This window comes from Parafrankia sp. EAN1pec, assembly GCF_000018005.1.
GTDB classification, from domain to species: domain Bacteria; phylum Actinomycetota; class Actinomycetes; order Frankiales; family Frankiaceae; genus Parafrankia; species Parafrankia soli.
On sequence record NC_009921.1, the window covers coordinates 7,961,154 to 7,987,722 of the forward strand.

Annotated in this window: 20 protein-coding genes, 1 tRNA gene and 1 other RNA gene; 10 read left to right on the forward strand and 12 right to left on the reverse strand. The window is 68.1% G+C overall.

Annotated elements, in window-relative coordinates; translation table 11 throughout:
• The first annotated feature begins 217 nt into the window (after positions 1–217).
• A complete protein-coding gene (locus FRANEAN1_RS32650) occupies positions 218–1,705 on the forward strand; it encodes a UDP-glucose/GDP-mannose dehydrogenase family protein (protein WP_347176846.1) in 1,488 nt (495 codons plus the stop codon).
• A gap of 73 nt (positions 1,706–1,778) precedes the next feature.
• Positions 1,779–2,921: an amidohydrolase family protein gene (locus tag FRANEAN1_RS32655; RefSeq protein WP_020463956.1), complete on the forward strand. Its 1,143-nt coding sequence runs from the start codon at positions 1,779–1,781 to the stop codon at positions 2,919–2,921.
• Between the two features lie 53 nt (positions 2,922–2,974).
• Here FRANEAN1_RS32655 and FRANEAN1_RS32660 read toward each other — a convergent pair whose 3' ends face one another.
• From FRANEAN1_RS32660 to FRANEAN1_RS32710, 11 genes are all read right to left on the reverse strand, one after another.
• The gene (locus tag FRANEAN1_RS32660) at positions 2,975–4,192 is read right to left on the reverse strand and encodes a glycosyltransferase family 4 protein (RefSeq protein ID WP_020463957.1); all 1,218 of its coding nucleotides are present in this window, start codon (positions 4,190–4,192) and stop codon (positions 2,975–2,977) included.
• On the reverse strand, positions 4,189–5,391 hold the full coding sequence (locus FRANEAN1_RS32665) for a glycosyltransferase family 4 protein (RefSeq protein WP_157472874.1): 1,203 nt from the start codon (positions 5,389–5,391) through the stop codon (positions 4,189–4,191). The genes FRANEAN1_RS32660 and FRANEAN1_RS32665 overlap by 4 nt, the downstream gene beginning before the upstream one ends.
• A 152-nt stretch (positions 5,392–5,543) precedes the next feature.
• Positions 5,544–6,341: a right-handed parallel beta-helix repeat-containing protein gene (locus FRANEAN1_RS32670; protein WP_347176847.1), complete on the reverse strand. Its 798-nt coding sequence runs from the start codon at positions 6,339–6,341 to the stop codon at positions 5,544–5,546.
• 101 nt (positions 6,342–6,442) lie between these two features.
• On the reverse strand, positions 6,443–7,303 hold the full coding sequence (locus FRANEAN1_RS32675) for a right-handed parallel beta-helix repeat-containing protein (protein ID WP_347176848.1): 861 nt from the start codon (positions 7,301–7,303) through the stop codon (positions 6,443–6,445).
• A 71-nt stretch (positions 7,304–7,374) separates the two neighbouring features.
• Entirely contained in the window at positions 7,375–8,577 is a 1,203-nt protein-coding gene (locus tag FRANEAN1_RS32680; protein WP_020463961.1) for a glycosyltransferase, read from the reverse strand.
• 176 nt (positions 8,578–8,753) lie between these two features.
• A complete protein-coding gene (locus FRANEAN1_RS32685) occupies positions 8,754–10,208 on the reverse strand; it encodes a lipopolysaccharide biosynthesis protein (protein WP_020463962.1) in 1,455 nt (484 codons plus the stop codon).
• Between the two features lie 65 nt (positions 10,209–10,273).
• On the reverse strand, positions 10,274–11,794 hold the full coding sequence (locus FRANEAN1_RS32690) for an O-antigen ligase family protein (protein ID WP_020463963.1): 1,521 nt from the start codon (positions 11,792–11,794) through the stop codon (positions 10,274–10,276).
• A gap of 20 nt (positions 11,795–11,814) precedes the next feature.
• Positions 11,815–12,936, reverse strand: a complete 1,122-nt coding sequence (locus FRANEAN1_RS37580; protein ID WP_049795810.1) for a hypothetical protein — start codon at positions 12,934–12,936, stop codon at positions 11,815–11,817.
• A 221-nt stretch (positions 12,937–13,157) separates the two neighbouring features.
• Entirely contained in the window at positions 13,158–14,168 is a 1,011-nt protein-coding gene (locus FRANEAN1_RS32700; RefSeq protein WP_020463965.1) for a glycosyltransferase family A protein, read from the reverse strand.
• Positions 14,165–15,358 (reverse strand): class I SAM-dependent methyltransferase, encoded by a 1,194-nt coding sequence (locus FRANEAN1_RS32705; RefSeq protein ID WP_157472875.1) that lies wholly within the window; start codon positions 15,356–15,358, stop codon positions 14,165–14,167. Before FRANEAN1_RS32705 ends, FRANEAN1_RS32700 begins: the two co-directional genes overlap by 4 nt.
• 80 nt (positions 15,359–15,438) lie before the next feature.
• Entirely contained in the window at positions 15,439–16,758 is a 1,320-nt protein-coding gene (locus tag FRANEAN1_RS32710; protein ID WP_049795811.1) for a glycosyltransferase, read from the reverse strand.
• Positions 16,759–17,408: 650 nt separating this feature from the next.
• On the opposite strand from FRANEAN1_RS32710, the gene FRANEAN1_RS39900 reads away from it, so the two are divergent.
• The 6 genes from FRANEAN1_RS39900 to FRANEAN1_RS32735 all read left to right on the forward strand — a co-directional run bounded on the left by FRANEAN1_RS39900 (position 17,409) and on the right by FRANEAN1_RS32735 (position 22,870).
• Complete coding sequence (locus tag FRANEAN1_RS39900; protein WP_347176849.1) at positions 17,409–17,609, forward strand: helix-turn-helix domain-containing protein; 201 nt, start codon at positions 17,409–17,411, stop codon at positions 17,607–17,609.
• Between the two features lie 306 nt (positions 17,610–17,915).
• Positions 17,916–18,377 carry a hypothetical protein gene (locus FRANEAN1_RS42660; protein ID WP_049795812.1) on the forward strand — a complete coding sequence of 154 codons (462 nt, stop codon included), beginning with the start codon at positions 17,916–17,918 and terminating at the stop codon, positions 18,375–18,377.
• Between the two features lie 257 nt (positions 18,378–18,634).
• Complete coding sequence (rfbF, locus tag FRANEAN1_RS32720; protein ID WP_020463969.1) at positions 18,635–19,408, forward strand: glucose-1-phosphate cytidylyltransferase; 774 nt, start codon at positions 18,635–18,637, stop codon at positions 19,406–19,408.
• Between the two features lie 5 nt (positions 19,409–19,413).
• Complete coding sequence (locus FRANEAN1_RS32725) at positions 19,414–20,463, forward strand: SDR family oxidoreductase (protein ID WP_020463970.1); 1,050 nt, start codon at positions 19,414–19,416, stop codon at positions 20,461–20,463.
• On the forward strand, positions 20,451–21,683 hold the full coding sequence (locus FRANEAN1_RS32730) for a class I SAM-dependent methyltransferase (protein ID WP_020463971.1): 1,233 nt from the start codon (positions 20,451–20,453) through the stop codon (positions 21,681–21,683). Before FRANEAN1_RS32725 ends, FRANEAN1_RS32730 begins: the two co-directional genes overlap by 13 nt.
• A complete protein-coding gene (locus FRANEAN1_RS32735; protein WP_020463972.1) occupies positions 21,680–22,870 on the forward strand; it encodes a class I SAM-dependent methyltransferase in 1,191 nt (396 codons plus the stop codon). The genes FRANEAN1_RS32730 and FRANEAN1_RS32735 overlap by 4 nt, the downstream gene beginning before the upstream one ends.
• 741 nt (positions 22,871–23,611) lie before the next feature.
• Here the strand turns inward: FRANEAN1_RS32735 and FRANEAN1_RS32740 are convergent.
• Positions 23,612–23,696: transfer RNA gene (locus FRANEAN1_RS32740), tRNA-Ser, on the reverse strand.
• Positions 23,697–23,815: 119 nt separating this feature from the next.
• Between FRANEAN1_RS32740 and ffs the strand changes: the two genes are divergently transcribed.
• Positions 23,816–23,912, forward strand: an RNA gene (gene ffs, locus FRANEAN1_RS36695) — signal recognition particle sRNA small type.
• A 36-nt stretch (positions 23,913–23,948) separates the two neighbouring features.
• Positions 23,949–26,516, forward strand: coding sequence for a DNA polymerase III subunit gamma and tau (locus FRANEAN1_RS32745; RefSeq protein WP_020463973.1), 2,568 nt, complete (start codon positions 23,949–23,951; stop codon positions 26,514–26,516).
• Positions 26,517–26,569: the final 53 nt, after the last annotated feature.

Consider the following 26,569-nt stretch of genomic DNA (forward strand, 5'->3'; position numbering starts at 1 on the left):
CCCGGCGCCGAAGAGAAAGCGAGCGCGTAGCGGCTTGTCCGGCGTGGAAGGGACTACTTCGGGAGTTAGGCGTCGGGGCCCCGCCAACACGCTGTCCGGCAGCCGGCCGCAGCACTGTTTCTCGCCGTCACGGTGGGATGCTGCCGTGACCGCCTTCCTTTCTGGGCGGCGTGTCAGGAAGTAATGGAACGTCGGCGGTCGCGCCGAACGGGACAGCATGAATCGGGGCAGCATGGACGAGCAGCGGGTAACTGGCGAGCAGTCGATAACTGTGATTGGTAGCGGATATCTTGGCGCCACGCATGCCGTATGCATGGCCGAACTCGGTTGCCGGGTGCTGGCCGTCGACGTCGACACAGCGAAGGTGGCCCGGCTCGCGGGCGGTACGGCTCCTTTCTTCGAGCCGGGTCTGGAACCACTGCTCCGCAAGAACCTTGAAACCGGCCGGCTGCGTTTCACCACGTCGTATGACGAGGTGGCCGAGTTCGGGGACGTGCACTTCCTGTGCGTGAACACACCACAGCGCGGCGACGGCTACGCGGCGGACCTGAGCTACCTGGACGCCGCGGTGGCAGCGTTGGCACCACGGCTGCGGCGGGACTGTCTGGTCGTCGGAAAGTCCACGGTGCCGGTGGGCACCGCTGCCGCCCTGGCGGGGAGGCTCGCGAGGCTGGCTCCGGTCGGGGAAGGCGCCGAGCTGGCCTGGAACCCGGAGTTCCTTCGCGAGGGCTTCGGAGTGGAGGATTCTCTGCGGCCGGATCGGCTCGTGTTCGGGGTGACCTCGCTGGCGGCCGAGACCCGGCTGCGGCGTGTCTTCGCGCCGATCATCGATGCGGGTGCACCGGTCATCGTCACCGACTACGCCACCGCTGAACTGGTGAAGGTCGCCGCGAACTCCTTCCTGGCCACGAAGATCTCGTTCATCAACGCGATGGCGGAGGTGTGCGAGGCGACCGGAGCGGATGTGCTCACCCTGGCGGCGGCGCTTGGTCAGGATCCACGGATCGGCAGCCGGTTCCTGCGCCCGGGAGTCGGCTTCGGCGGCGGCTGCCTACCGAAGGACATTCGTGCCTTCGTCGCCCGGGCCGACGAGCTCGGCGTCGGCCGGGCGCTGTCGTTCCTCCGGGAGGTCGACACGATCAACCTGCGACGGCGGACACGGGTCGTGGACCTGGTCCGGGCAGCGGCCGGGGCGAGCCTCGACGGGTGCCCGATCGCGGTCCTCGGCACCGCGTTCAAGCCGAACTCGGACGACGTACGCGACTCACCCGCGCTCGACGTGGCGGCGACGTTGCACCGGCTCGGTGCAGCGGTGACGGTGTACGACCCGGCGGCCAACGACAACGCCCGCCGGGTCCATCCAGAGCTGGGGTACGCGGATTCGGTGCCGGCGGCGGTCGCCGGCGCGGATGCTGTGGTGGTGCTCACCGAGTGGGCCCAGTTCGCCGAGTTGGGCCCGGTGGAACTGGCGGGCCTCGTTCGCCGCCGGGCCGTCGTCGACGCTCGGCATTGCCTCGACCGCGACCGCTGGCGCGACGCCGGCTGGGACTATCGCGCGCCGGGACGTCCCGCGGCCCTTCCCTGGGCACCGCCGGCTGTACCCGCGCAGCGCGCCGCGCAGCCGCACTCGCCGTCCCAGCGACACTCGCAACCAAAGGTGCCCCCGCGGCTGGCTGCCGGTCTCGCCACCGATCAATCATTCTGACCACCGGACGGCTGGACGGCGGGTACCCCCGGGCAGATGCAAGTGGTCAGATGAGGGTGAAGGTCAGGTGAAGATGACGGTCCGACTCGCCCGCACAGCGGTCCTGGCGATGCTGCGCGCGGGAACAGCAGACCCCCGGCTCTCCCGCTGGCAGCCGCGGCCGGAGCTGCGGGTACCGGCGACAACGGTGGGCCGCGCCCGCTGGCCGGCGGTGGACGCGCACAACCATCTGGGCCGCTGGCTATGCCGGGACGGCGGATGGATGGTTCCGGACGTGGGCGCCTTCCTGGCGCTGATGGACGAGCTGAACATCATGACAGTGGTGAACCTGGACGGCCGGTGGGGCGCCGAGCTGGCGGCTAACCTGGATCGGTACGACCGGGCGCACCCGGGTCGGTTCCTCACCTACTGCCATCTGGACTGGTCCCTGCTGCGATCGCGGCGGCCCAGCGCGGCACTGGTGGCATCGCTGCGCACGTCCGCGGACGCCGGCGCGCGCGGGCTGAAGATCTGGAAGGACCTGGGGTTGCGGGTACGAGACGCCCGTGGGCGACGGGTGCTGCCGGACGACCCTCGGCTGTCGGAGATGTTCGACGTCGCAGGGGAGCTTGGCCTGCCGGTGATGATCCACGTCGGTGACCCGGTGGCCTTCTTCCGCCGTCCGGACCGGCACAATGAACGTCTCGACGAGCTGCGGCGGCATCCCACCGCTGCGCGTGCCGGCGTTTCCCGCAGATTCCCGGGCTGCGGCGGGCCGGGCCTGCCCCGGCTGGTCGAGGCGTTGGAGTCGACGGTGGCCGCACACCCGCGCACCACGTTCGTGGCCGCCCACGTCGGCTGCCTTGCGGAGGATCTCGGGCGGGTCGAACGGATGCTCGACGCCCACCCGAACCTGGTGGTGGACATCTCCGCCCGGCTCGCCGAGCTTGGCCGGCAGCCGCGGGTCGCCAACCGGTTCATCACCCGTTTCGCGGATCGGGTGTTGTTCGGGACGGACGCGTTCCCACCATCCGCCGATGGCTTCCGCGGGTACTTCCGACTGCTCGAGACCGACGACGACCACTTCCCCTACTCGGCGGAATGGCCGCCGCCGCAGGGCCGGTGGGCCGTCTACGGCCTGGGCCTCGAGCCCGACGTATTGCGCCGGGTGTACGGGACCAATGCGGCCCGGCTTCTCCCGGGGGTGCCCGATCCAGAGCACGCTGTCCACGTCTAAGTCTCCGCTGTTCAGGGCACCACTGTGGTCGCCGGTGCGGCCGTCGTGGGCCGTCAGCCGGGAGCGCCTCCGGGGCGGGCACGCACCGCGGCCTGGTAGATCTCCGCGAGCCGTTCCCCGGCCCGCGCCCAGGTGTGAGCATCCCGGCCGGCGATGCAGGCAGCCCGCAGCCGGGCGCGAGTGGTCGGTTCCTCTGCGAGCAGTCGCAGGTGACGGGTCAGCTCGGCAGTGTCGGTCGCACGGTGCACAAGTCCGTCGATGAGATGCCGGGTAGGCGATCCACAGGCGTCGGAGACCACCGGGATGCACCCCGAGCCCGCCGCTTCCAGCGTGACCAGCGCGCTGCCTTCACTCACGCTGGGCAGCACGAGCGCGTCGGACTCGCGCAGCACCCGGTCCAGGTCACTGACGAAGCCGAGTTCCCGGACCCCGGGCAGCCCGAGCAGCTCGCCGAGGCGGGCCCGGTAATCAGGCATGATCACACCGCAGATCAGGAAGGTTCCCGGGCTTCCGGCGTCCCGCCAGGCCCGCAGGGCGTAGTGCAGCCCCTTGTTCGGTTCGCCCCGCCCGGCGAAGGCGACGGTGAACGGCCGATCCGCGGGCCGCGGACCAAGCGCCGGCCGGAAGCGGTCGGGGTCGAAACCGTACTGGTGGCGGACGAGGCGGCCGGCGTCCACACCGTGTTCGATGAAGGTCCGTACGACATGGTCAGACGGGCACAGCAGCCAGGACGCCGCCGCGTATTCCGCCTCCTCCAGCCGCAGCCGCCAGGACCGGCCCCGCTGCGCGTGCCGTCGCGGCAGCCGGACCCCCGTCGCGGCCGCCTCCCGGCCGGCGAGGTCGAATGCGGCCCGGCTGTGCGGGCTGCAGACCTCGCGGAAGGCGGGCAACCCGATACGGCGGGCGGTGCGCAGGGTACGGACGCACCCCCGTGGCCAGGCGTGGACGACATCGTAGGTGTGCGGGCGCCGGGCGAGCTCCCTGGCCAAACACCAGTCGTGGTAGGCGTACGCCCGCCGCACTCCGACCGCCCGGTTCGGGATCCGCACGCCTCGGGCGACCATGGTCTGCACGACCCGGTGGGTGGCGGGTACCGGGATCGCAAGGCTGGTGCAGTACACGGTCACCTGGAAACCGGCCGCGATCAGGCCTCTGACCTGGTACAGAGCCGTGGTGGCGATGCCGGGCCGGCCGAGCGGGTGGGAGATGGAATAGAGGACCCGCAGCGACCCCGCACGTCCGCCCTCCGCGTTCCCGTCCCCGAGCCTCATGCCGCGTCCGTCCCCGCGCCGTCTACCGCGGCCGCCCTGGACCGCTCATAGGCCGCGTGGAGAATGGTTCCGGCGTGGTTCCAGGTCAGCGACTTCCGCGCGGCCAGGGCTCGGCAGCGTAGCCGTTCGAGCAGGCTCCGGTCGTGTTCCAGCTGCCGCAGGTGCGCGGCCAGCGTGTCGACATCGCCCGCCTCGTGCAGCAGCCCCTGCTCACCATGGGTGAGGACGGCACCGGACTGCCGGGAAACCAGCAGCGCGCACCCGCTCGCCTGGGCCTCGTAGGTGACCAGCGCGCTGCCCTCTTCCAGGGAGGGAAGGGCCAGCACGTCGGCGGACCGCAGCAGGCCCGGCACGTCCGTTACGAAACCGGGTGTTTCGACACCGGGCTGGGCCAGTGCGGGAGCGAGCAGGGCTCGGTACGAGGACCAGAACGACCCGCAGATCGTCAGGCGGGCCCGTCCCGCGAGACCCGACCTCCGCCAGGCCTCGAGCAGTAGATGCAGTCCCTTGCGTGGCTCACACCGGCCCACGAAGACCACATGCAGTGGCCGGGTGCCTGGTCTTTCCATCTCCTCGGCCCGGGGCGCCGGAAATGTGCGCGGATCGAACCCGTACCGATGCCGGACGAGCCGGCCGGCCGGCATACCTCGTCCCACGAACGTCTCGGCGGCGACATCGGACGGGACCAGCAGCGCGGTCGCCGCGCCGTACTCGGCGTCTTCCAGCCGCAGCGAACGCGGGTTCGGCGCATGGCTGGAGTTCCTTTGCATGGTCAGACCCAGGCGTGCCGTCTCCCGAGCGACAACGTCACAGGCATGGGCGGTGTGGGTGTTGGGGGCCTCGCGCAGTCCCGGGATGCCCAGTCGTCGACATGCGCGCAGCGTGTGAACGGCAGCACCTGGCCAGACATGCGCGACATCGAAGTACTCCCGGGCCAGTGCGGTCGCCACCACCCGGTCGTGCCAGTACCTGGCGCGTTTCACTCCGACCGCTCTGGGCGGCAGGCGTTGCCCCCCGAGCGCCATCGTCTGGCGCACCGGCAGGCCAGGGGGGAGCGGACGAGCGACGCTCGTGCAGTAGACCTGCACCTCGATGCCCTGTCGCCACAGCGAGATGACCTGGTGGTAGGCAGTCGTGCCGATCCCGGGTAGACCGAGCGGATGCGGGAAGCTGTAGAGGACCCGGAGCGGCTGCGCCATCGGTCGGTTCGCCGGCGGGCCCGCCGGGCCGTGGCCGTGGCCGTCGAGGTCCGTCGCCAGTGGTGTCAGTAGCGGTGTCACTGCGGCTCATCCCCTCGAATTGCTGTCATCTACGCGGCAGCTCGGCATCGACCAGGATTCACTAGGCCTGCCTAGCCCTGGCCGCACAGGTTCACCGGCCCGCCGGTGTTGTCCCAGACGTTTCCGGCGCTGACAAACGGATTCCTGCGGTCATTCAGCCGGCAGACGGCCCAGCGGAAGTTCCGCCCGAATCGGTTGTACGTCACCCGGAGGTTCGTCGCGGTGACGTACAACGTGTTGCCGCCGCCATTCAGCCAGTTGCGGTCGATGACCACGCCGTGGTTTCCGCCGTTCACCCATTCCAGGTATATGGCACCGTTCTGTCGCTGCCTGTACGGCCCCAGGTCTATATTGTTGCACACCACGCTCAGATTCCGTGAGCCGCGGACCTGTATGCCGTCGACGTGTAGACCGGACAGCGCCATCAGGTCGTGAATGTAGTTGTTGCGGATGATGGTGCCGGATACCGGCCGGTTCGACCCGAGGTGGATGCCGTCCGCGCCCCCGGACAGGTTGGCGTACTGGATGACATGGCCGGTGCCGGATTGAATCGAAATCCCGGTCGCCGTCACATGGTCTATCATGGTGCGATTCCCGCGTAGCCGGATACCGCCGTAAACGATCGAATTCCTGATGGTGACATTGTCGGCGACGATGTCAACCGGGCCGAAGAACTCCTTGTTCTCCAATACCTGCCCGTCAACATAGAGATTCTGCTTCGCTGTCCGGAGCGGGACCCCGGGCGCTGGGCCGGTGTTCGAGACGTCCGGCCGACGGTCGCACTCAGTGGTTGCCGGCGGCTCCAGTGAACCGGCGCGGCCGGTGAGCCCGGCTGCGGCCAGCGTCGCCACTACCAGCCCGAGCAGCACCTGCCGCCGTCGAATAGTCCGTCCGGGTCGAGCCATCGGATCCCCCCAGCAGTGCCTGGTCAAAAAACTGGCGTCAGCAGAGGCCCACCGCCGGACATGACCTATTCCTGGTCGCACAGCTTTACCGGTGTGCCGGTGTCATCCCAGACGTTTCCAGCACTGAAAAATGATCTCTCGTTGTCGCCGAGCCGGCAGACGCTCCAGCGGAAATCACGGCCGAAGCGGTTCCGCGTCACCCGGAGATTCGTCGCGGCGACAAACAGCGTACTGCCGCCGCCGTTCAGCCAGTTACGGTCGACGATCACGTCATAGTTTCCACCGCTCGCCCACTCAAGATATATGACGCCATTCTGGGTCCGCTGGTACGGCGTCAGGTCGAAGTTGTTACACAGCAGGCTCAGGTTCCGTACGCCGCGAACCTGGACGCCGTCGACATGAGCATCGGGCGGTGGGGAAGGATCGTGTACGTAGTTGTTGCGTATGAGTACCCGTGAAACCGGCTGATATTTGGAATCGATATGAAATCCGTCATCTCCGCCGGAGACATCAGTGTACTGAACGACATGACCGGAGCCGCCACGGATTGCGATCCCGGCGGCCGCCACATGGTCTATCACGGCGTTATTCCCGCGTATCCGGATACTGCCGTGGACGACCGAGTTCCTGATGGTGACATTGTCGGCGTAGATGTCGACCAGGCCGAAGAACTCCTTGTTGACGAGTAGCTGGCCAGCGGTCCGGAGGGTTACGTCCGCCGTTCGCCCGAGGTGGGTGCCCGCGGGTGGGCCGGTGTTCGAGTCGTCCGGCCTGCTCCCGCACCCGTGGGCCGTGGACGGACCGACCGGCGGCGCAACGGCGGTCCCGGTACCGGCTGGCGAGGGCCCGCCTGCTGTCGGGTCCGAACCATCGCTCGCAACGGTGACGACGATCAGGATTCCACCGGCCGCGACCACCGCCGCCACGAGCGCGATGAGGACGTACCGGCGCCGGATGGTCGGTCCAAGTCGAGCCATCGGATCCTTCCAGCTCTCGATCAGGCGTGTAGCGGCAGGGGGCCGGCCGGTACGGGAGACGAGGACCCGCCGAGGGCAAAGTGGAGCAGGCTGACATGCCGGGATGCCCAGCTGTTGCGGTCGACAAAGGCCAGCCGCTCGGCCTCGTCAACTGCGGGCCAGGCAAGAACCTCGCGCAGCACGGACACCGGATCCTCCCCGGGCCCCAGCCGCCGGACCCGCGGGCTGATGTCACGGACGGGGGTGAGGTCCGTGGCGATCACAGGACAGCCGGCCGCGAGGTATTCGTAGATCTTGATAGGGTCCATTGCCTCGGTGAGCGGGGTGCGTCGGTGCGTGAGCAGACACACGTCGGCCGCAGCGATCACTCCCGTGACAACCGGCCGCGGCAGATGGCCCGGCAGGTGCACCGAGGGAACCGACCGCAGCGGTCTGACGTGTTCCTCGCGCTCGACCGGGCCGGCCAGAACCACAGTGCCGGCCGAGGCCAGGCGTCGAACCAGGTCCAGATCGAGGCGGTCGTCGACGCTGCCGGCATATACACACCACGGCCGCGGGAGCCGCTGAAGCCACTCCGGCGGGGCCGGTGGACGCCGCCATTCAGCCGGATCGACGGCGTTGTGGACGACCAGGCCCTCGCCGGTCGGGTCTATGCGCTCCAGGAGCGGCCGGGAGACCGCGATGACCGGCCGTCGGCGTCGGCGGATCTCCACATAGGCCCGGCGGAATGCCGGATGCCACCGCCGCAGCGGCGGGGACGACGCCCAGTCGTCCCGCGCGAAATACACGACCGAGTTCGCCCATTCCGCTTCGGCAAAGCCCGCCACCAGGGGGTTCGTGGTAATCAGGACGGGCCGCTCACAGCTGGCCTGGGCCACGCGCCGGCGCAGCGCGGCGTCGTAGCGACGGTAGGTGCTGCGCACCAGCGGCAGCGACGCCGGATCGTCCCGTCGCCACCGCTGCGGCGACACCAGGTACCGCTCGGGTCCGCTGGCCGGCGGCAGGGCGACCATCCGCCCACCCCGAACCATCGTGCCGAGCAGGCTGCGGAACGGCTCCGCCACCAGGACCCGGCTCACCCGTGACGAGCGCAGCAGGGTGATGAGCAGGCGGTCGGGTGGACGCATATACGCCCTGATCGCCATATCCTGGAGCGTTTCTCTGAACAGGGTGAGCACCACGTCCTGGGACGCCGCCACCGGGTCTTCCGCCGTGACGGTCATCGACGGCCCTGCCGATGTTCGCTTGAGGGCTGGTCACCGGGAACGGTGGCGGCCGTAGGACATCTCGTTTTCACGGCTCGACCTCGTTTCATTCGGTAGCGGTACGAACGACGACCTGCTCGCCTTCGCTCTGGCTTCGGCCCCGATGTCGTCACGCCCGGGCGGACCCCGCTCGATTACGCGACCTGGTCGGCCGTCCCGACACGGGGTTCGCCTCGCCGCACGAACATCAGCAGGTCCGCCAATGCGGGTGGGCGTTGTATCCAGGTGACACCGACGTAGCTCGCGGCGCCCGCCAGGACGCTGGATGTCAGGCAGATCGGGCGGGGCAGATCCATTCCATGGCTCAACCACTGGACGGCGGTCATGGCGGCCACGGTCACCCCGGTCGCCATGAGGTGTGGCCAGATCGCTGCAACCAACTCCCGCAGCCTGGCGTCCACCAGCCGGAAGGGAATCGCGAAACCAGGTGGCAGCAGCAGCACGATCATAATAGCGTAGGCCGCAGCCACACCGTTGATGCCCCACGGAAGGCCGGCGAAATAGCTGGCGATCATCAACGGTCCGGAGACCATTCCCCAGCGCAGCAGCAGGTCGGTACGCCCGGTGGCGTTATAGAGGACACCGACGCCGAAACTCACCGACTGGATGCCTCCGATCGGCGCGAGTATCCGGATGAGTGTGACCATCGGCTCCCAACGCTCGCCGAGTGCTACCATGACGAGATCCGGCGCTACGACCGCCAGCCCGGCCATGACCGGAAAACAGACCAACGCGGTCACCGCACACGACCGGAAATAGACCCGGCGGATCGCGGCATGGTCATGCTGGAGTCGGGACAGGCCAGCGAACATGACTTCCTGAAGTGCAGTGGAGACCGAGCTGACCGGATACATCAGCACCCGCTGCCCCAGCCCGTAGAAACCCAGCGAAGCGGCCCCGAGGAAACGGCCGACGATTACTTTGTCGCCGTGCAGCAGTAGGAAATTGAAAATGCGGAAAGCGCTCAGGTTGGCGCTGAATCCCAGCAGAGATCGCAGGTCGGACAGGCTGAATGACGCCTGTGGACGCCATGGCGACAGCATCCACGCGACCAGCGAGGTGACTCCGAAGCCGACCACGTAGCCGACGACCAGCGACCACACCTGGAAACCCAGCACGCCGAGCAGGATCGAGCAGACACCATTGACAGTCGTACCGATGATGTCAGCCGCGGCAACCGCACCGAACTTCATCTCCCGGCGCAGCAGCCACTGTTGCAGGTCGCCGATACTGGCGAACAGCAGGCCGAGGCCGAGAACCTGGAGCACCGGCGTCAGCGCGGCGTCGCCGTACAGTGCCGACACGCCCGGTGCCAGCAATGCCAGGAACACCGAGACCGCGACACCGAGCCCGATGTTGAGAAAGAAGACGCTGTTGAGTAGGCGCTGGTTGATCTCGGCGCGTTGCACTATCGCCATACCGGTCCCGAAACCGCGCATGATCTCGAGGAACATCACGACGACCAGAGCCATCGTCATCAACCCGAATGCCCGCGGTTCGAGTAGCCGGGCAAGGACAATCTGGACCAGGAGACGGGAGACCTGGACGGTGATCTGGTCCACCGTCATCCACCGGGCGCCGCGCACCATTGCGCCCCGATTGCGACCCGAAGCGGCGGGCCCGGTCACAGCCCGCGTCGGCACTGTCGACTCCGTCATGACCGGCCCGTCGCGGCCAGCGCCTGCGGCGATGGCGTGAGTGTTTCGGGTGATGCCGTCATACGCCAGAGCGCTCCCGCGCATCCGACCAGTAGGAACAGCAGGCCGCTGAAGATCGCGAAACCGAGCGCGTCGAAGGTGAGGAAGCCGGCGAAACCCGCCAGAATCGAGGCCACCAGTGTCTGGCCGAGTTCCCGGTCGCGCGCTGTGCGCGCCCGGCGCCGAACTCCGCGGCTCACGGACAGACCAACGGCGAGCCAGCCCAGTAGGACCACGGTACCGAGGACGCCGGTCTCCAGCACTGAACCGAGGAGTTGGTTGTCGAGGAAGAAGTACTGCTGCGGGATGAACGTGCCGATTCCCAGGCCGAGAAACGGCCGTCGCAGGATCAGTTCCCACACCGCCGCGTAGTCTTCCGTGCGGCCGGCGACACTCGGGTCCTTATTCGCGCCGAGGAACAGCGACACGATTTCCTCCAGCAGGCCCGGAAACATCTCGTGCAAGATGAACAGGAACAGGGCCAGCGCCAGCAGGCCGTGCAGGATCCGCCGGTAGCCCCGGACGGTGAGGAAAGCCGTGATCCCGATCGCAAAGCTCAGGACCGCGCTTCGGGAGATGCTGGTCGGGATGGCGGCGCCGATCACAGCGACTTGCGCCCACGCCCAGACCCGCGCCGCTTGCCCGCGAGTAACGCACGCGTAGTGCAGCGCCAACGGCAGGATCATGGCCAGAACGACCCCGAACTCGATCGGGTGGCCGGCGGTACCGGCGACCCGCCGGAAGTCGGAACGCAGCTCGATCACCTCGCGGGGCGAAGGGCCGACCGACATGCCCGGGGGCACCAGGATGCTGCTGTAGTCACGATCCGTCAGAAACTGGATTCCACCGATGACGGCCATGAAGGTCGCGCCCAGCACGATCCGGCGCAGGATGGTGTCGAGCCTGGCCCGGTTCCCGATCATGTCTGCGGCCACCAGCGTCACCCCGCTCTGCGCGGTGGCGATGACGAGGTAACGCTCAGCCGAGCGGATCTCCAGCGGTGTGGTGATCCGGGTGAACGCCACCGCGAAGCTGAGAGTGAACAACCACAGAAGCACGAGCGTCGCCGCCCGCACCGGTTGGAACGCCGGGTCGAGGCGGGTACGCGGTGCGGCTCGATGCCGGAGCCAGCACGCCAGGCAACCAACGCCGATCGGGACGGCGAGCGCACCGGCGGGCCCGAGCCGGTAGGAGACCGGCACCGAGAAGAGGGCGAAGACGAACAACGTCAGTAGGCTCACCGCGTCCCGGTGGCTGAGCAGCAGCGGTACTACCAGTGCGGGCACGGCCAGCACTGCCGCGGCGCCGACCGGGCCACGCAGCACCGCCGCGGCGACCGCGGCGGTGCCGAGCACCACCGCGGCAAACGTCTGGCTGACCGGAGAGGCGAGTATGTCGCCGCGGCGAGAACGGGGCGCCTCGCCGCCCCACGGCCGGGTACCCGGGGTGACCGGATCGGCGAGGCAATCGGCGGTCATGCCACCGTCGAGCGCCACGGTCACAGGCCTGCCCCCGGCCGCCTCTTGCCGACTCCGTCGAAGGACCACCCGCCAGTTCCGTCGTCGGACGCTCCGTCGAAGGACGCTACGGCGAAGGACCATCCGCCGGCCCCTTCGCGGGACCAGGACCGCTCACCGGCTTCTTCCCGTGCCATCTGGGCGGGCACCGACGGCGCGGCCGTCTTCGGGGCCTTGGACGGCATCGGCGTGGCCGCGGGCTGCCCGGCCGGCACCGGTGCGGCCTGGGCGGGTACCGGCGGTGCCTTTGCCGGCTCAGACTGCACCGCCGGCTCAGACTGCACCGCCGGCTCAGACTGCACCGCCGGCTCAGACTGCACCGCCGGCTCAGACTGCACCGCCGGCTCAGGCCACACCGCCGGCTCAGACTGCACCGCCGGCTCAGACTGCACCGCCGGCTCAGACTGCACCGCCGGCTCAGGCCACACCGCCGGCTCAGGCCACACCGCCTTCGGCGACCCGGCCAGGTGTCGACGTCCGCCGGTCCGCTTTGGATCCCGGCGCGACCAGGCGCCGCGGTGTGACCGGGGTCGCTCCCGGCGCGATCGGGCCCGTCGCCTGGCCGCGGCGTCGACGGACAGTGCCAGCCCCAACGCGGCCAGCGCTCCCAGGACCGCGATGGTCGCCAGCAACTGGAGGCTGCGCCCAGGCTCGTTGCTCGTGCGCACCGGTTGGAACAGTCGCTGAACCTCATAACGCAGACCCGCCGGCACCGACATCTGTAGTTCGTTCGTGTTGGCGGTGATCTGGTCCAGTACCTGCGCCGCTGTGCGAGTGGCCTCGGCGGGATCGGGATCGGTCGCGGTGATCTCTAGGAATGTCGTTTCCGGTGGCGCCGTCACCGTGTAATCCGCGCGGAAGCCCGCCGCCCTGATCCCGTCCCGCGCCTGCTCGCCGTTGATGATCCTCGATATGGTCAGTGTGAGCAGTTTGAGAGAGTCGTTGAAATAGGACAGCGGGTTGACTGGCTGTACGATTTCACCGTTCTGTTCCACCGACGGTCCGACGACGATGGCCTGGGCCTCGGCCTGGTAGACCGGTTCTGCCTTGGACGTTGTGACCCAGAGCACGACCACGGTGGCAACCAGGACCGGAACAACCACGTACCACCGGCGAAAAACCGTTCGACAAACCGTCACTACGTCCATTTCCGACTCCCCCTGGTAAGCCGCGAGCGCCACGGATGAGCCTTTTACCAGGCCAGGATCGAAAGGCTCTGTCATTCGCAACTCCAAAGATCTACATTCGCCTCACCCAGCCCAATGTAATAGGCCGGAACCGCGGCGATGCATGTTCCGACGCGCGTGTCCCAGTCGTATCGGCGCTAGGTGAGCAGCGAGCCGAGCCGGGGTACGAGTCGGTCCGCGGCTATCGCGCGTACTTCGCCCCCCATGTGCCGTGCATAGGGGCGTGCCCAATGTTGTCCCAGAGCCGCCAGGCAGCGAACACGCTCGACGTGACCAAGTAGTTCACAGGAGCAGATGGTGATGGCCATCCGCACGGTTCGCTCCGTCATCGGCATCGCCGGCACCCGCCTCTTCGGGTCGAACCACGAAGCGCGCTCCCTGGCCCCCGGATTAGCATTCATGGACGTGCCCGCATGGAAACGCCTGAGGAACAGGCGCTCCGGCACCTCGATGAACTTTCCACGCAATGCTAGCTCTGCCAGAAGGACTACATCGGAACCGACATACCTGCCGATGAGACTGGTTCCCCCTAGCACTTCTGTCCGGATTACTCCGAATACCGGGTGGTATTCTGTCCGGGTCGACAGAAAATGCTTTAGCCGCTCGTGCGGCTGCTCCTCCCGAAGATCCATCTCGTCCTCGAAGTCACCGATAACCGCGTCATCCAGGCCGATGAGAGCAGTTTTCGGATAGGCCAGGACGGCGTCTCGGGGCCCGGCTTCCAGGCCCGCGACACACCGGCTGACCAAGGAGGGAGCGCACAGGTCGTCATGGGCTGCCCATTTGAAGTACGTACCCGCGGCAAGTCGGACGAGCCGGTTGTAGTTCCAAGCTGCACCCCGGTTCACGGCGCTGCGATGGTACTCGATCCGCGCGTCTCGACGGGTGAAAGCACGGCAGATCTCTTCCGTGCGGTCCGTGCTGCCATTGTCCGCCACGATGATCTGCAGGTTTGGGTAGTCCTGGGTGACAAGCGACTCGAGCGCCCGCTCCAGGAAGTTCTCCCCGTTGAGGACGGGCAGTCCAATCGTCACCAGCGGCACCGAACCTGTTCGCGGTGGCGTCGGGGTGCGGCGCGGTCGAGATGATGTCTCGGCGGCAACCTGGTATTCGGCAGCAGCGGCCTGCGCGCCACTTTCCACTCTCATGACTTCACACCATCCTTCTCCGGAGCGTCGGCCAGCTGCTGTGCAGGGACAGGACCCCGACTGCCGAGAGGGACGACGTCCGCGCGCACTCCCAGTTGCGCTAGAAGGTCGCGGACCTCGTCGAGGTACAGCGGGTTCGGCAGCAGCACCCGATCCACGCGCTGCGCCGGCACGTCCTCGGGCGCCAGCACCCGGTGCCCGGTGCCGGGAATGAACAGGCCCCTCTTGCGCGGGTTGAGATCGACCACCGCCCGCACCGCGGGACCGGGGTCGAGCACATTGAGCAGCGTCACTCCCTTGGACCCCGCTCCCCAGAGCAGCACGCATGGCGCATCCCGCGCGGGACCGGCCGAGCTGCCGCCGATCTCGGTGGCGGCGCGTTGGACCATCCCCCGGTACATGTCGCCGAATGCCCGTGCCTGTGCCACGAATCGGGTCGTGTCGCCGGAAGAGTCCTTGTCAGCGGTGGAACCGATCCGAGCGTGGGGAACAACCGGTGAGGCCGTCCTGGCCTCGATCCAGAGAAACTGGTCCCCGTAGGAGGTGCCGGTGTCGGTGACCGCGAAGCCGGCAGCCGTCACCACGCGCCGCAGCCCGGCGGGAGAGAAGTACGACACGTGTGGGTAGATGAAGTCCCACATCCCGGCCTCGCTGAGGACGAAGCCCCCGTTGGGCACCTCGAGGTACAGCGACGCGTCCCGATCACCGAGAGCGTTGCGGATATCGGCGAGGAAGGCGAGCGGGTCCGCCATGTGCTCGAGAACATGCCGGCAGATCACAAGATCTGCGGGGAGATCAGAGTAGCGCGGACCGTACAGGTCGACGACGAAGTGCACGTCGGCGTCGGCAGCGTGGTCCGGCCCGACGTAGGTGGGGTCGTAGCCGGTCCCGGTGCACGGCGCTCGCCGGCACAGCAGACGGAGGAAATCGCCCTTGCCCGAGCCGATCTCGACGACGGAGCACCCGGCCAGCTGGTGGGCGGCAATGAGACGATCCGCCAACGCCTGTGCGTACGAGCGGAACGCCGGCGAGAAATGCAGCGAGTTGTCGTACTCCCCGCCATACTCGACAAGGCCATCCTCGAACGCGATGTTGAATGCCGTTCCGCAGTGGCCGCAGAGCGACAGCTCCAGTGGCCGCCGCTGCGCGGCAAGCGCCTCCTGCCGGGAGGGCCAGAGGACCCCCGTCATCACCGGCGACCGCTCGATAGTCGCCAGGGGCTCCAGGGCGGTGCCGTGGCATGCCGGACAGCAGGGGGGACGGGCGGCGCTCACCGGACGGCCCGCTGATCGTTCCGGTCCTGCCCCACCGGCGCTTCGCTCTGTCGGGGTACCGGAATGACGGGCCGGGCGCCGGCACCGAGGAGGTGATCGTAGATCTCCACATATCTGCGCGCGGAATGCTGCCAGGACAGCTCGTTGACGATCCGCTCCCTGCCGCGAGCTCCGAGGACGCGGCAACCTTCCGGGTCGTCCAGCAGGCCGGCGAGCGTGCGGGCGAAGTCCTCCGCTGTGTCCGAGGCCGCGTAGACCGCCGCGTCGGCCGCACTGACCCGCGTCTCCACCAGGTCGTAGGCCACGACCGGTAGCCCATAGGCCATGTATTCCAGGGTCTTGTTCATGGTCGAGATCTCGTTCAGGGGACTGCGCGGGTCGGGAGACAAACCGACGGCTGCAGTGGAGAGATAGTCGCGGATCATCACGTCGTCGGCCAATCCGGTGAACTCGACCCAGTCATCGAGGGCGAGCCTGCTGGATCTCACCCGCAACTCATCCAGGCAGTCACCGAAGCCGAGCAACGCGAAGAAGCAGTCGGTACGGCGCAGACCGTGGACATAGTGCTCGATGGCGTCGAGCAACTGGTCGACGCCATCCTGCGGGCCCATGACACCCAGGTAGCAGGCGAGGTGTCGGCGGCCACGCCGTAGCTCCGGGCGCTGCGACGCTGGCTTCATGAGGTCAGGGTCCGGTCCGCTGCGGACCACGGTCACCCGGTCCGGTCGCTTTCGACCCCTGGTCATGGCGAGCTGTCGGTAGGAGTCATTCGTGACTATCACATGGTCGGCCATGGCCTGGTTTGCCCGTTCGAGCAGCAGCAGCGCGCGGAGCAAAATCGGGGAATCCCGGTCGAACCGCGAGCGGTACAGCTCCGGACATAGATCGTGATGGTCGAAGACGAACTTCCTACCAAACGGCTTATAAAGCACCGCCAGCAACCAGTACGTGTCGGGAGGGTTGCATGCCTGAATTACATCGAAGCCCTCCTTACGGACCACGGCCAGGGTCAGGATGAAGGTGCGAAACCAGCAGTAGACGAACTCGAAAATGTAGCTCAGCACTCCGCTGGCCGCGGGTGCGGCCCGGTATGTCCACACGCTGACACCTTCAATGATTTGATGGCGCCGCTCCCCGTCACCGCGTGGGCAGATGACCGAGACCTGGTAACCGCAGGCGATGAGAGCCACGCATTCCTGCCATACCCTCCGATCGATTCGGACGGGAAGATTCTGGACGACAATTAGGACTCGCCGTCTTCGTCCCATGTCGATGGGACCGGACCGGCCCGTACCGACGGCTGCCGAAGTAGGCATCTCCTCGCGATTCCGCCGCACTATCAGTGCAGTACTTATGTCACGTTTCTTTCGCACTCTGTCCCCAAGTAGCCGACGTAAGATTCTGAACGCCCTCCGGCTTTCTGCTGCGGCCAAGATAGCTACCGGTCAAGCTGCCGGACGGCGGATCGGTTGGCTCGCGTGTCGCCTGCACCCGTCCTGGGATAAGGTGAAACAGGCCGTTGCCGGGGTCACGTTCGAAAGAGTCTTCGGACGGTCTTCATCCGAGGTTGACATCATCGCAACAGCTGCCGCCAGGGATTACTAGAGCCGTATCAGACATACCTTTCCAGGGTTACTGTCATGCCGCCATTACCGGCTGGGCATGCCGTCGCGATGGATATACCCAGGCCGCCGTTACCGACATGGGCGTTCCATCGCCGCAGAAAAGGCCGTCGCGAGGGTGCGGTGTGCATACAACATGCCGCTGGTCGGATTGTCCGATCCGACCAGCGGCACGAACCTATCAGCGGAACCGTCCGTGCAATAACAGGTCGGGGCGCATGGCCTCGTCGCGATGACATCCAGCAATGCAATGGGACGCTGCAGACCTTGAAAGGTCGAGGTCTGTTTGATCGCATCCGTTCTGTCATAGTATGGGCAGATCGCAATCAGGTCATACCGGAGGTATGGGGTATGCGGATGGTGGTGGCTTATCGGCGGAGGGCCGTGCCCACCGGGAAGCGGTGCGGGTGCAGGCCGCGGGCCTGTTCGCCGAGGGTGTCAACCCGGTCGAGGTGGCCGGGCAGCTGCGGGTGAGTAGGAAGTCGACCCACCAGTGGCGGCGAGGGCCGACCAGCGGTGGATCCTGGCCCGGGTCGCCACGATGATCGGCCGGCTGTTCCACGTCCGCTACACCGTGCGTGGCACCTCCTACCTGCTCCCACCGCATGGGATACAGCCCGCAGGTCCCCACCCGGCGGGCAGCCGAGCGCGACGAGCGCAAGGTCGATGCCTGCGAGCCGAGACCTGCGCGAAGGTACGAGGCTGGCGGCGGCGACCAGCTCGTGGATCGTCATCGAAGACGAGGCGGGCCAGAGCCTGCGCCCATCCAAGGCCCGGACCTGGGCTCCGCGGGACACCCCCGACCGTGCAGGTATCCGGGAAGGGCTCGGGACGGGTATCGGTGGCAGCCCTTGGTCTGCCACCGGCTCGACGGCCGGCCCCGGCTGTTCTACCGGGTACAAGCCCACCACGGCCGTCGTGGTGAGCGCCACAGCTTCTCCGAGGACGACTACGCAACGCTGATCGTCGCCGCGCACCACCGGCTCCACACCCCGATGCTGGGAAAACCTCAACACCCACCCGACTGGCTGACAGTGGTGCGCCTACCCGCCTACGCCCCCGACCTCGACCCGGTCGAAGGGGTCTGGGCGCACGTCAACGCGATCTGGGCAACCACACCCACGCCACCGTCGACCAACCCACCACCTTTCCCTTCTGCGCTCGTGGCGCACTTAAACGACAAGCTTAAGCCGCGGGGTCGCCAGGATCTCATCGGCGGTGTTGGTCCGGACGAACGGTTTCGGGTCCTTGTTCCAGGTGTTGATCCACCGGCAGATATCGGCTTCGCCCGGCTGCCGACCGACGGTACCTAAGCACGGCGATCGGTCCCACTGATGTCATCGTCACCGGTCGCGGTGGGAAGGTCCGACTATGCGTCGGGTTCGTGAGCGGCCGTGCGACTCCCCGTGTCGAGCGTTTTAGACAGCTCCTGGAACACCTTCCGAAATGGGTAGGCACGTGCCGTCGACACGCCGTGCCACCAGCCACCGTTGAACCGCCGCGGCCGCGCTAGGGTACCAGAAGAATAACCTTCGACGGCCGCGACCATCACCAATTGGCGGGGAAAACAATGAAGGTCGGAATTCTGGCCGGCGGTTTGGGAAGCCGGTTGGCGGAAGAGACTGTCATCAAGCCCAAGCCAATGATCGAAATCGGCAACCACCCGATCATCTGGCACATCATGAAGCATTACGCCCACTATAAGATCACCGACTTCACCGTCGCCCTGGGTTACAAGGGAGAGCACATCAAGCGCTGGCTGGTCGACTACGCCGCGCTCACCAGCGACCTCACGGTCGAACTCCGGCACGGGCAGGTCCACCGGCACGCGAGCAGTCCTGAGGACTGGCGGGTCAACCTCGTCGACACCGGCCAGGATACGGCCACCGGCGGCCGTATCCTGCGGCTCGAGCGCTGGCTCGGCGACTCCGGGACGTTCATGTTGACCTGGGGGGACGGCGTCTCCAACCTCGACCTCGACGCGCTGCTCGCGTTTCACCGTGGCCATGGGAAGATCGCCACTCTGACCGCCGTCCGGCCACCGGCCCGCTTCGGTCGCCTGGAGCTGGAGGGTGACCGGGTCTCGGAGTTCTCCGAGAAACCTCAGGCCGGCGAGGGCTGGATCAACGGCGCCTTCTTCGTGCTGGAGCCGCAGGTTTTCAACTATATCGCCGGCGACGCCACGCAGTTCGAGAAGGAGCCCCTCGAGCTGCTCGCCAAGGACGGCGAGCTGATGGCATACCGCCACAGCGGATTCTGGCAGTGCATGGACACGGTACGCGACCGAAAACTCCTACAGTCGCTGTGGGACACCGGCGACGCGCCATGGAAGGTGTGGGACTGAGCCCGATGCGCATTCTTGTGACCGGACACGACGGATATATAGGAACCCGCCTCGTCCCGTTCCTCCGGCAAGCCGGCCATGACGTCGCCGGCCTGGACAGCATGCTGTTCTCCGACTGCACGCTCGGGACCGAACCGGACTCCGTGCCGGCGCTCGCCCTCGACATCCGCGACGTCCGCCCCTCCCATCTGGAGGGGTTCGACGCCGTGATTCATCTGGCCGGAATCTCCAACGACCCACTGGGAGATCTCAATCCCCGCACCACCTACGACATCAATGCACGCGGGACGTTGATGATCGGCAGCGCGGCCAGGCAGGCCGGCGTGCCGCGATTCGTCTTCTCGTCCTCCTGTAGCCTTTATGGCGCCCATGGGGACGCCCCCATCGACGAATCCGCCGAGTTCCATCCGGTGACGCCGTACGGGGAGTCGAAGGTGATCGCCGAACGCGAGCTCACCGCGCTCGCCGACGATGGTTTCAGTCCGGTCTTCCTCCGCAACGCGACCGCCTACGGGGTGTCACCCAGACTGCGCGGCGACCTGGTGGTCAACAACCTGACGGGATATGCGGTCACGACCGGCAAGGTGTACCTCAAGAGCGACGGGACGCCATGGCGTCCGCTGGTCCACATCGAGGACATCGCCCGGGCGATGCTCGCGGTCTGCGAGGCACCGCGGGAGGCGATCCATTGCAAGGCGTTCAACGTCGGCCGGTCGGGCGAGAACTACCGGATACGTGAGGTCGCCGAGATCGTCGAGGATGTCGTACCTGGCAGCCGGGTTGTCTTCGCCGACGAGGCCGGACCGGACAAGCGGAACTATCGGGTCGATTGCGACCGCATCGCACGGGAGATACCCGGATTCCAGCCGGTGTGGACGGTGCGCAAGGGCGTGGAGGAGCTGCACGCCGCCTACCTGGCAGCCGAGCTGGCCAAGGAGGACCTGATCGGGGCGCGCTTCCAGCGGATCCGGCGCATCCAGGAGCTCATGGCGGAAGGTCTACTCGACAACTCCCTGCGGCCGATCAGAAGGGAGCGGGTGCCATGCGCGACCTGATCGTATGTCGGTCCTGCGGCGCGGCTGAGCTGAAGGACTTCCTGTCGCTGGGAACGACACCACTCGCCGACGCGCTGGTCCCGGCGGACGCTCTCGACCGGCCCGAGCCACGCTTTCCGCTGGAGGTCGCATTCTGTTCGGCCTGCTCCCTGGTGCAGATCCTCGAGGAGGTGCCGCCGCAACAGCTCTTCGTCGACAACTACCTGTATTTCTCCTCCTTCTCCGACCATCTGCTTCAGCACGCCCGGGAGCATGCGCTCAACCTGATCGAGAGTCGTGGGCTCGGTCCGGACAGCCTGGTGGTCGAGCTTGCCAGCAACGACGGTTACCTGCTCCGTAACTTCGTCGAGCGCGGGATACCGGTACTCGGCGTCGATCCGGCGCCAGACCAGGCAGCGGTCGCCGAACGCATCGGAGTCCCGACCCTGCCAGAGTTCTTCGGCACCCGACTCGCCCGGCGCATCCTCGATGAGCACGGTCCCGCCGACGTGGTCATCGCGAACAATGTCATGGCCCATGTACCAGCCCTGAACGACTTCGTCGCGGGGATGCGGATGCTGGTGGCCGAAGGCGGGCTGATCACGGTGGAGAACCCCTACGTGCGGGATCTCGTCGAGCAGCGCCAGTTCGACACCATCTATCACGAGCATTTCTGCTACTACTCGTGTACGGCCGTGGACAACCTGGTCCGTCGGCACGGCCTCTTCCTCAACGACGTGGAGTACTTCCCGAACCTGCACGGCGGCACCCTGCGTTGGCACCTCGAACCGCGCGAGGAGGTCCGCGACACGGTGCGGCGCTCCCTCGCCGAGGAGGCCAGCAGGGGCATGACGTCCTTCGATTACTACGCCGACTTCGGCGTGGCGGTCGAGCAGATCAGGACCGAGCTGCGGTCGCTGCTGACCTCACTGCGCGCGGAGGGTGGCCGTATCGCTGCCTACGGCGCGGCTGCCAAGGGCGCCACCCTGATCAACTATGTCGGCATCGGCACAGACCTGGTCGATTTCGTCGTCGACCGGAACGTGCACAAACACGGACGTCACATGCCTGGCACCCATCTACCGATCAGGCCCACCGACGTGCTCCTGACCGAACAGCCGGACTACGTCCTGCTGCTGGCCTGGAATTTCGCCGAAGAGATCATGCAGCAACAGGCGGAGTACATCCGGCGTGGCGGCCGGTTCATCATTCCCGTCCCCAGACCGGAGGTCGTCCCATGACAGCTCCCCGCATCGTCTGCCCTGCCTGTGGCGGGGAAACCATCATTCCCTTCTACGCCAAGGACCGGGTGCCGTCGCACAGTTGTCTGCTGATGGCGGACGAGGAAGAGGCACGCGCGTTCCCGACCGGCAGCCTCCGGATCGCCTTCTGCGAGGGCTGCGGCTTCATCATGAACACCTCCTTCGATCCGGCCAAGAGCCGATATTCCGCCCGATATGAGGAGACTCAGGCGTTCTCGGCTCGCTTCACCGAGTTCGCGCGCGACCTGGCCAAGCGCTGGGTACACACGTATGACCTGTACGGGAAGGCGATCCTGGAGATCGGTTGCGGCAAGGGTGAGTTCCTCGTCCACATGCTCGAGGAAGGGGCCGGTTCCGGAATCGGAATCGACCCGGGCGTCCGTCCCGAGCGGATCGACACCCCGGTCGCGGATCGGCTGACGTGGATCAACGACCTTTACTCGGAGCGGTACGCGCACCTGGCGGCCGACGCGGTGGTGTGCCGCCACACGCTGGAGCACATCGGCCCGGTCGGAGACTTCATGCGCACCATCCGCGCGGCGATCGGCGATCGGCCGGACATACCGGTCCTGTTCGAGCTCCCAGACGTCCTGCGGGTGCTTACGGAGGCGGCGTTCTGGGACGTGTACTACGAGCACTGCTCCTACTTCAGCGCAGGCTCCCTGGCGAGGCTGTTCCGGGCCACCGGATTCGAGGTGCTTGACGTCCGCCTCGACTACGACGACCAGTACCTGCTGATCGAGGCGCGGCCGTCCAGCGTTCCGGCACCGGGCGACCCACTGCCGATCGAGGACGACATGGCGGAGCTGCACGCAGGCGTGCGTCATTTCCAGCGCCACCTCGACGCCACCCTCCAGGGGTGGAGCGAGCAGGTGCGGCGGGTGCATCAGCGCGGGGGGACGACCGCGATCTGGGGCTCCGGGTCGAAAGGTGTGTCGTTCCTGGCAAGCCTCGGCACCGCCGCCGAACTGGTCCGGTACGCAGTCGACATCAACCCGCACAAGCACGGCATGTTCATGGCCGGTAGCGGCCACCGCATCGTCCCCCCCGAGCGGCTCCGGCAGGACACTCCGGAACTGGTGATCGCAATGAACCCGATCTACTGCGGCGAGATCGCTGCGGAACTCGCCCGGCTGGGTGTCGACACCGAGCTGAAGGCCGTCTGAGTGGGAACTGATCGCGCTCCACGGGGTACATCGGGGTGAGGCGTGCGGCGCCACGTGGCCCGGCCTGCACGAAGAGCTCGACGGGCTGACGATCAGCCAGCAGATCACGGACTCCGGCAGTGGGATCGGGGTATGGCCGCCGAAGACCCGCAGCGGCAGAGGAACGCCGGCTCGTCGGGCCCGGCTGGTCGAACGGGGTCCTGCCCGACCAGTTCGGCAAACCGGTCGAGTTGACCGGCCTCATGTTCACCCAACCGGATGGGCGGTACCTGCGGCCTCGGGACGTCACCCGCCGGATGCAGCAGATCGCCCGCCAGGCGGGGCTGTGCACGACGGTGCGCGCCGCCGCCGAGCCCGGGGTCGTCGAGGTGGTGGCCGGCAAGCGTTTACGGCGACCCCGTAGGAACGTGGACGGTCGACCGCGACCGCGAGCCCATTGGGGAGATCACCGTGGCGACCGCGAGAGGGCTTAGCGGCACCCGCGCATCGCTCCAGCTCGCCGAGGGCATCGACATCACGCTCGTGTCCAAGCGGTTGGGGCACAGCTCCCCGGCGATCATCGGGAACCTCTACGTCCACCTCTGCTGCGGTCGTCCGGCCAGCGCGCGGGCGAGGCGGTGGCGGTCCCCCGAGCGACCCGTGTGCTCACAGCGATCATCGGAAGGTGGTGACGCTGTGTCCGACTCGGCATCGCCCCAGCTCAGGAGTCTTGATCACCATAGCCGAAGCGGGACAGAACGGCGGAGGATGAGAGATTCGAACTCTCGAGGGGTTGCCCCCAACACGCTTTCCAAGCGTGCGCCCTAGGCCACTAGGCGAATCCTCCGTGGGGGAGCCTATCCGACGGCGGGCCCGAGTGGGGTCGCGGGGGGGGGCGCGAACGGGGTCATGGGGGGCCACCGGACCCTCCCGTCCCCGATCGCCGGCGGACCGCTAGACTGCCCAGCAGACCCCTCGTGCGGCGCTACCCTCGTGAACTCCCCCAGGGCCGGAAGGCAGCAAGGGTAAGCGGGCTCTGGCGGGTGTGCGGGGGGTCCTCCTCGTTCGGACGATCATCTCGAGCATCCGGAGCAGGCGAGTGAGCACAGCGCTGTACAACAGGTACCGCCCCGCGACGTTCGCCCAGGTTGTCGGCCAGGAGCACGTCACGGAGGCACTGGGGCACGCGCTGCGCTCCGGGCGGCTGCACCACGCCTACCTGTTCAGCGGCCCGCGAGGCTGCGGGAAGACCTCGTCCGCCCGGATCCTGGCGGCCTCCCTGAACTGCGAGAAGGGGCCGACCCCGGAGCCGTGCGGGGTGTGCGATCAGTGCGTCTCCATCCGCACCGGCTCCTCGATGGACGTCACCGAGATCGACGCCGCTTCGCACGGCCTCGTCGACGATGCCCGTGACCTGCGGGAACGCGCCTTCTTCGCGCCGGCGTCCGCCCGGTTCAAGGTGTTCGTGGTCGACGAGGCGCACATGGTCACGGCGGCGGCGTTCAACGCGCTGCTGAAGGTCGTCGAGGAGCCGCCGTCCTACCTGAAGTTCGTCTTCGCCACCACCGAGCCGGACAAGGTCATCGCGACGATCCGGTCCCGGACGCACCACTACGCCTTCCGTCTGGTGCCTCCTGGTGTGCTCCGCAAGCACCTGGAGTCGATCTGCGCGCAGGAAGGCGTGGTCGTTGAGCCGTCGGTGCTCCCGCTGGTGGTGCGGGCGGGCGCGGGCTCCGTCCGGGATTCGCTCTCCGTTCTCGACCAGCTTCTGGCCGGCGCCGGCGACGGCGGGCTCAGCTACGAGCGCGCGGTGGCGCTGTTGGGCATGACGGACGGCATCCTGCTCGACGAGACTGTGGACGCCCTCGCCGAACGCGACGGCGCCGCGCTGTTCACCGTGGTCGACAGTGTGGTCTCCTCCGGTCACGATCCACGCCGGTTCGCGACCGACCTGCTCGATCGGCTCCGTGATCTCATCGTGGTCGCCGCGGTGCCGGACGCGGTGGAACGCGGCCTGCTCGAGGCGTTCTCCACCGACCAGGTGGACCGGATGCGCGCCCAGGCCGGCCGGATCGGGCCGGTCGAGCTCTCCCGGACGGCCGACGTCCTGCATGCGGGTCTGGTCGAGATGCGCGGGACGGCGAGCCCACGGCTGTTGCTGGAGCTGATCCTCGCCCGCGCCCTCCTCCCGGGCGCCGCCGGGGATCCGGCCGCGCTCGCCGTCCGGCTCGAGCGGCTGGAGCGCCGAGCGGTGGTCGGCGGCGGAGCCGGTGCCGGCACGACCCCGACTGGCGGCGCCGAGGTCGGTGGTGCGACGCACGCCGACGCGAGGTTCGGTGGCGCCCGGCCCGCTGACGGGGGGCCCGGGTTCGGTGGCGCCGCTGACAGTGCTCACGGGCAGGCCGCGGCACACGCCCCGGCGCCGGCGGCGCATACCCAGACGGCCCGGCCGGCTTCGCCCGCACGGCCCGCGATGCCGGCTGCCGCGGCCCCCGGCGGGGGCGGGCTCGACGCGGCGGCCCTGAACGCCCGCTGGGACGAGGTGCTCGCGCTCGCCGTCCAGCGCAGCCGGCGCACCCACGCGATCCTCAAGGACTACGCCTCGGTCGCCGAGGTCCGCGGGGACGAGGTCGTCCTCGCCTTCTCCGCACCGGCCATGGCGAAGATGTTCGGCCAGGGGAACAACGTCGAGATCCTCGCAACCCTGCTGGCTGAGAAGTTCGGTGGGACATGGCGGGTCACGATCGGCGGTGGCCCCGGGTCCTCGGGAGGCCGTCCCCAGGCACCGCGCGGGGGGCCCGGCAACGGCCGGCCCGACAACGGCAACGGCGGCGGGCCAGGCGGCTACAGCGGTCCCGGTGGCCCAGGCGGCCCGGGTGGTCCGGGTGGCGGCCAGCGGGGGCCGACCGAGCAGGCCGGCGGCGGCCGGCCCGCGGAGGCGGTGGCCCCGCAGCGGCCCAATGGTTACGGCGGTCCCGCCGGGCAGGCGAGCCCGGGCGGCCCGTCCTCGCCGGGGGCGGTCGACCCGAGCGGCGGGCATCCGGGCGGGTACTCCGACGCCCACGGCGGCCCGGCGGTTCCGGTGAACGCGGGCGCTCCCGGCGGCTGGTCCGCGGCGGGAGCCGGCGCGAGCCGTGGCTCGGGAGCACCAGGGGCCACCCTCCCGGCTCCCTCCGGTGTCTCCGCCGCGCCGGCGTCCATGGCGCACGCCGGGTCCTCCGGCCCGGCCGCGCAGGACGGGCTCCCCCGCCCGCCGGCCGGCCTCCACTCGGCGACGGCCACAGCCAGCCTGGGAAACGCGAGCGTGAGCGGCGCGGCCGCGGGGTCCGGTGTGGGCTCCACCGCCGTCGCCGTCCCCCGCCTGGGCACCGCGGAGGCCGGGCTTGCCGCGGCGCGGGCGGCGGTGAGCGCAAGAACCGGCCTCAACGGCTCCACTCGGACGCCGACCGGTCCCGGAGGGGGACCGAGAGCGGCGGGCGCGGCACGGCCGGGGGGTGCCTCCGTGGCGGCGGCGTCGATGTCCGCCACGGACACCGCGCCGGACGAGGTCTCGCTCGACGACGAGGACGCGCCGACCCAGCTGGGCGGGGCCCGGGGCGGCGAGGACGCGGCCGTGGCCCTGCTCCGCACGAGTCTGGGCGCGACGGTGATCGAGCAGTCCGGCTGACGGACGAGCGCCGGTGGGTGACCGAGCGGGCTGGGTGGGCGGTTCGGGTGGGC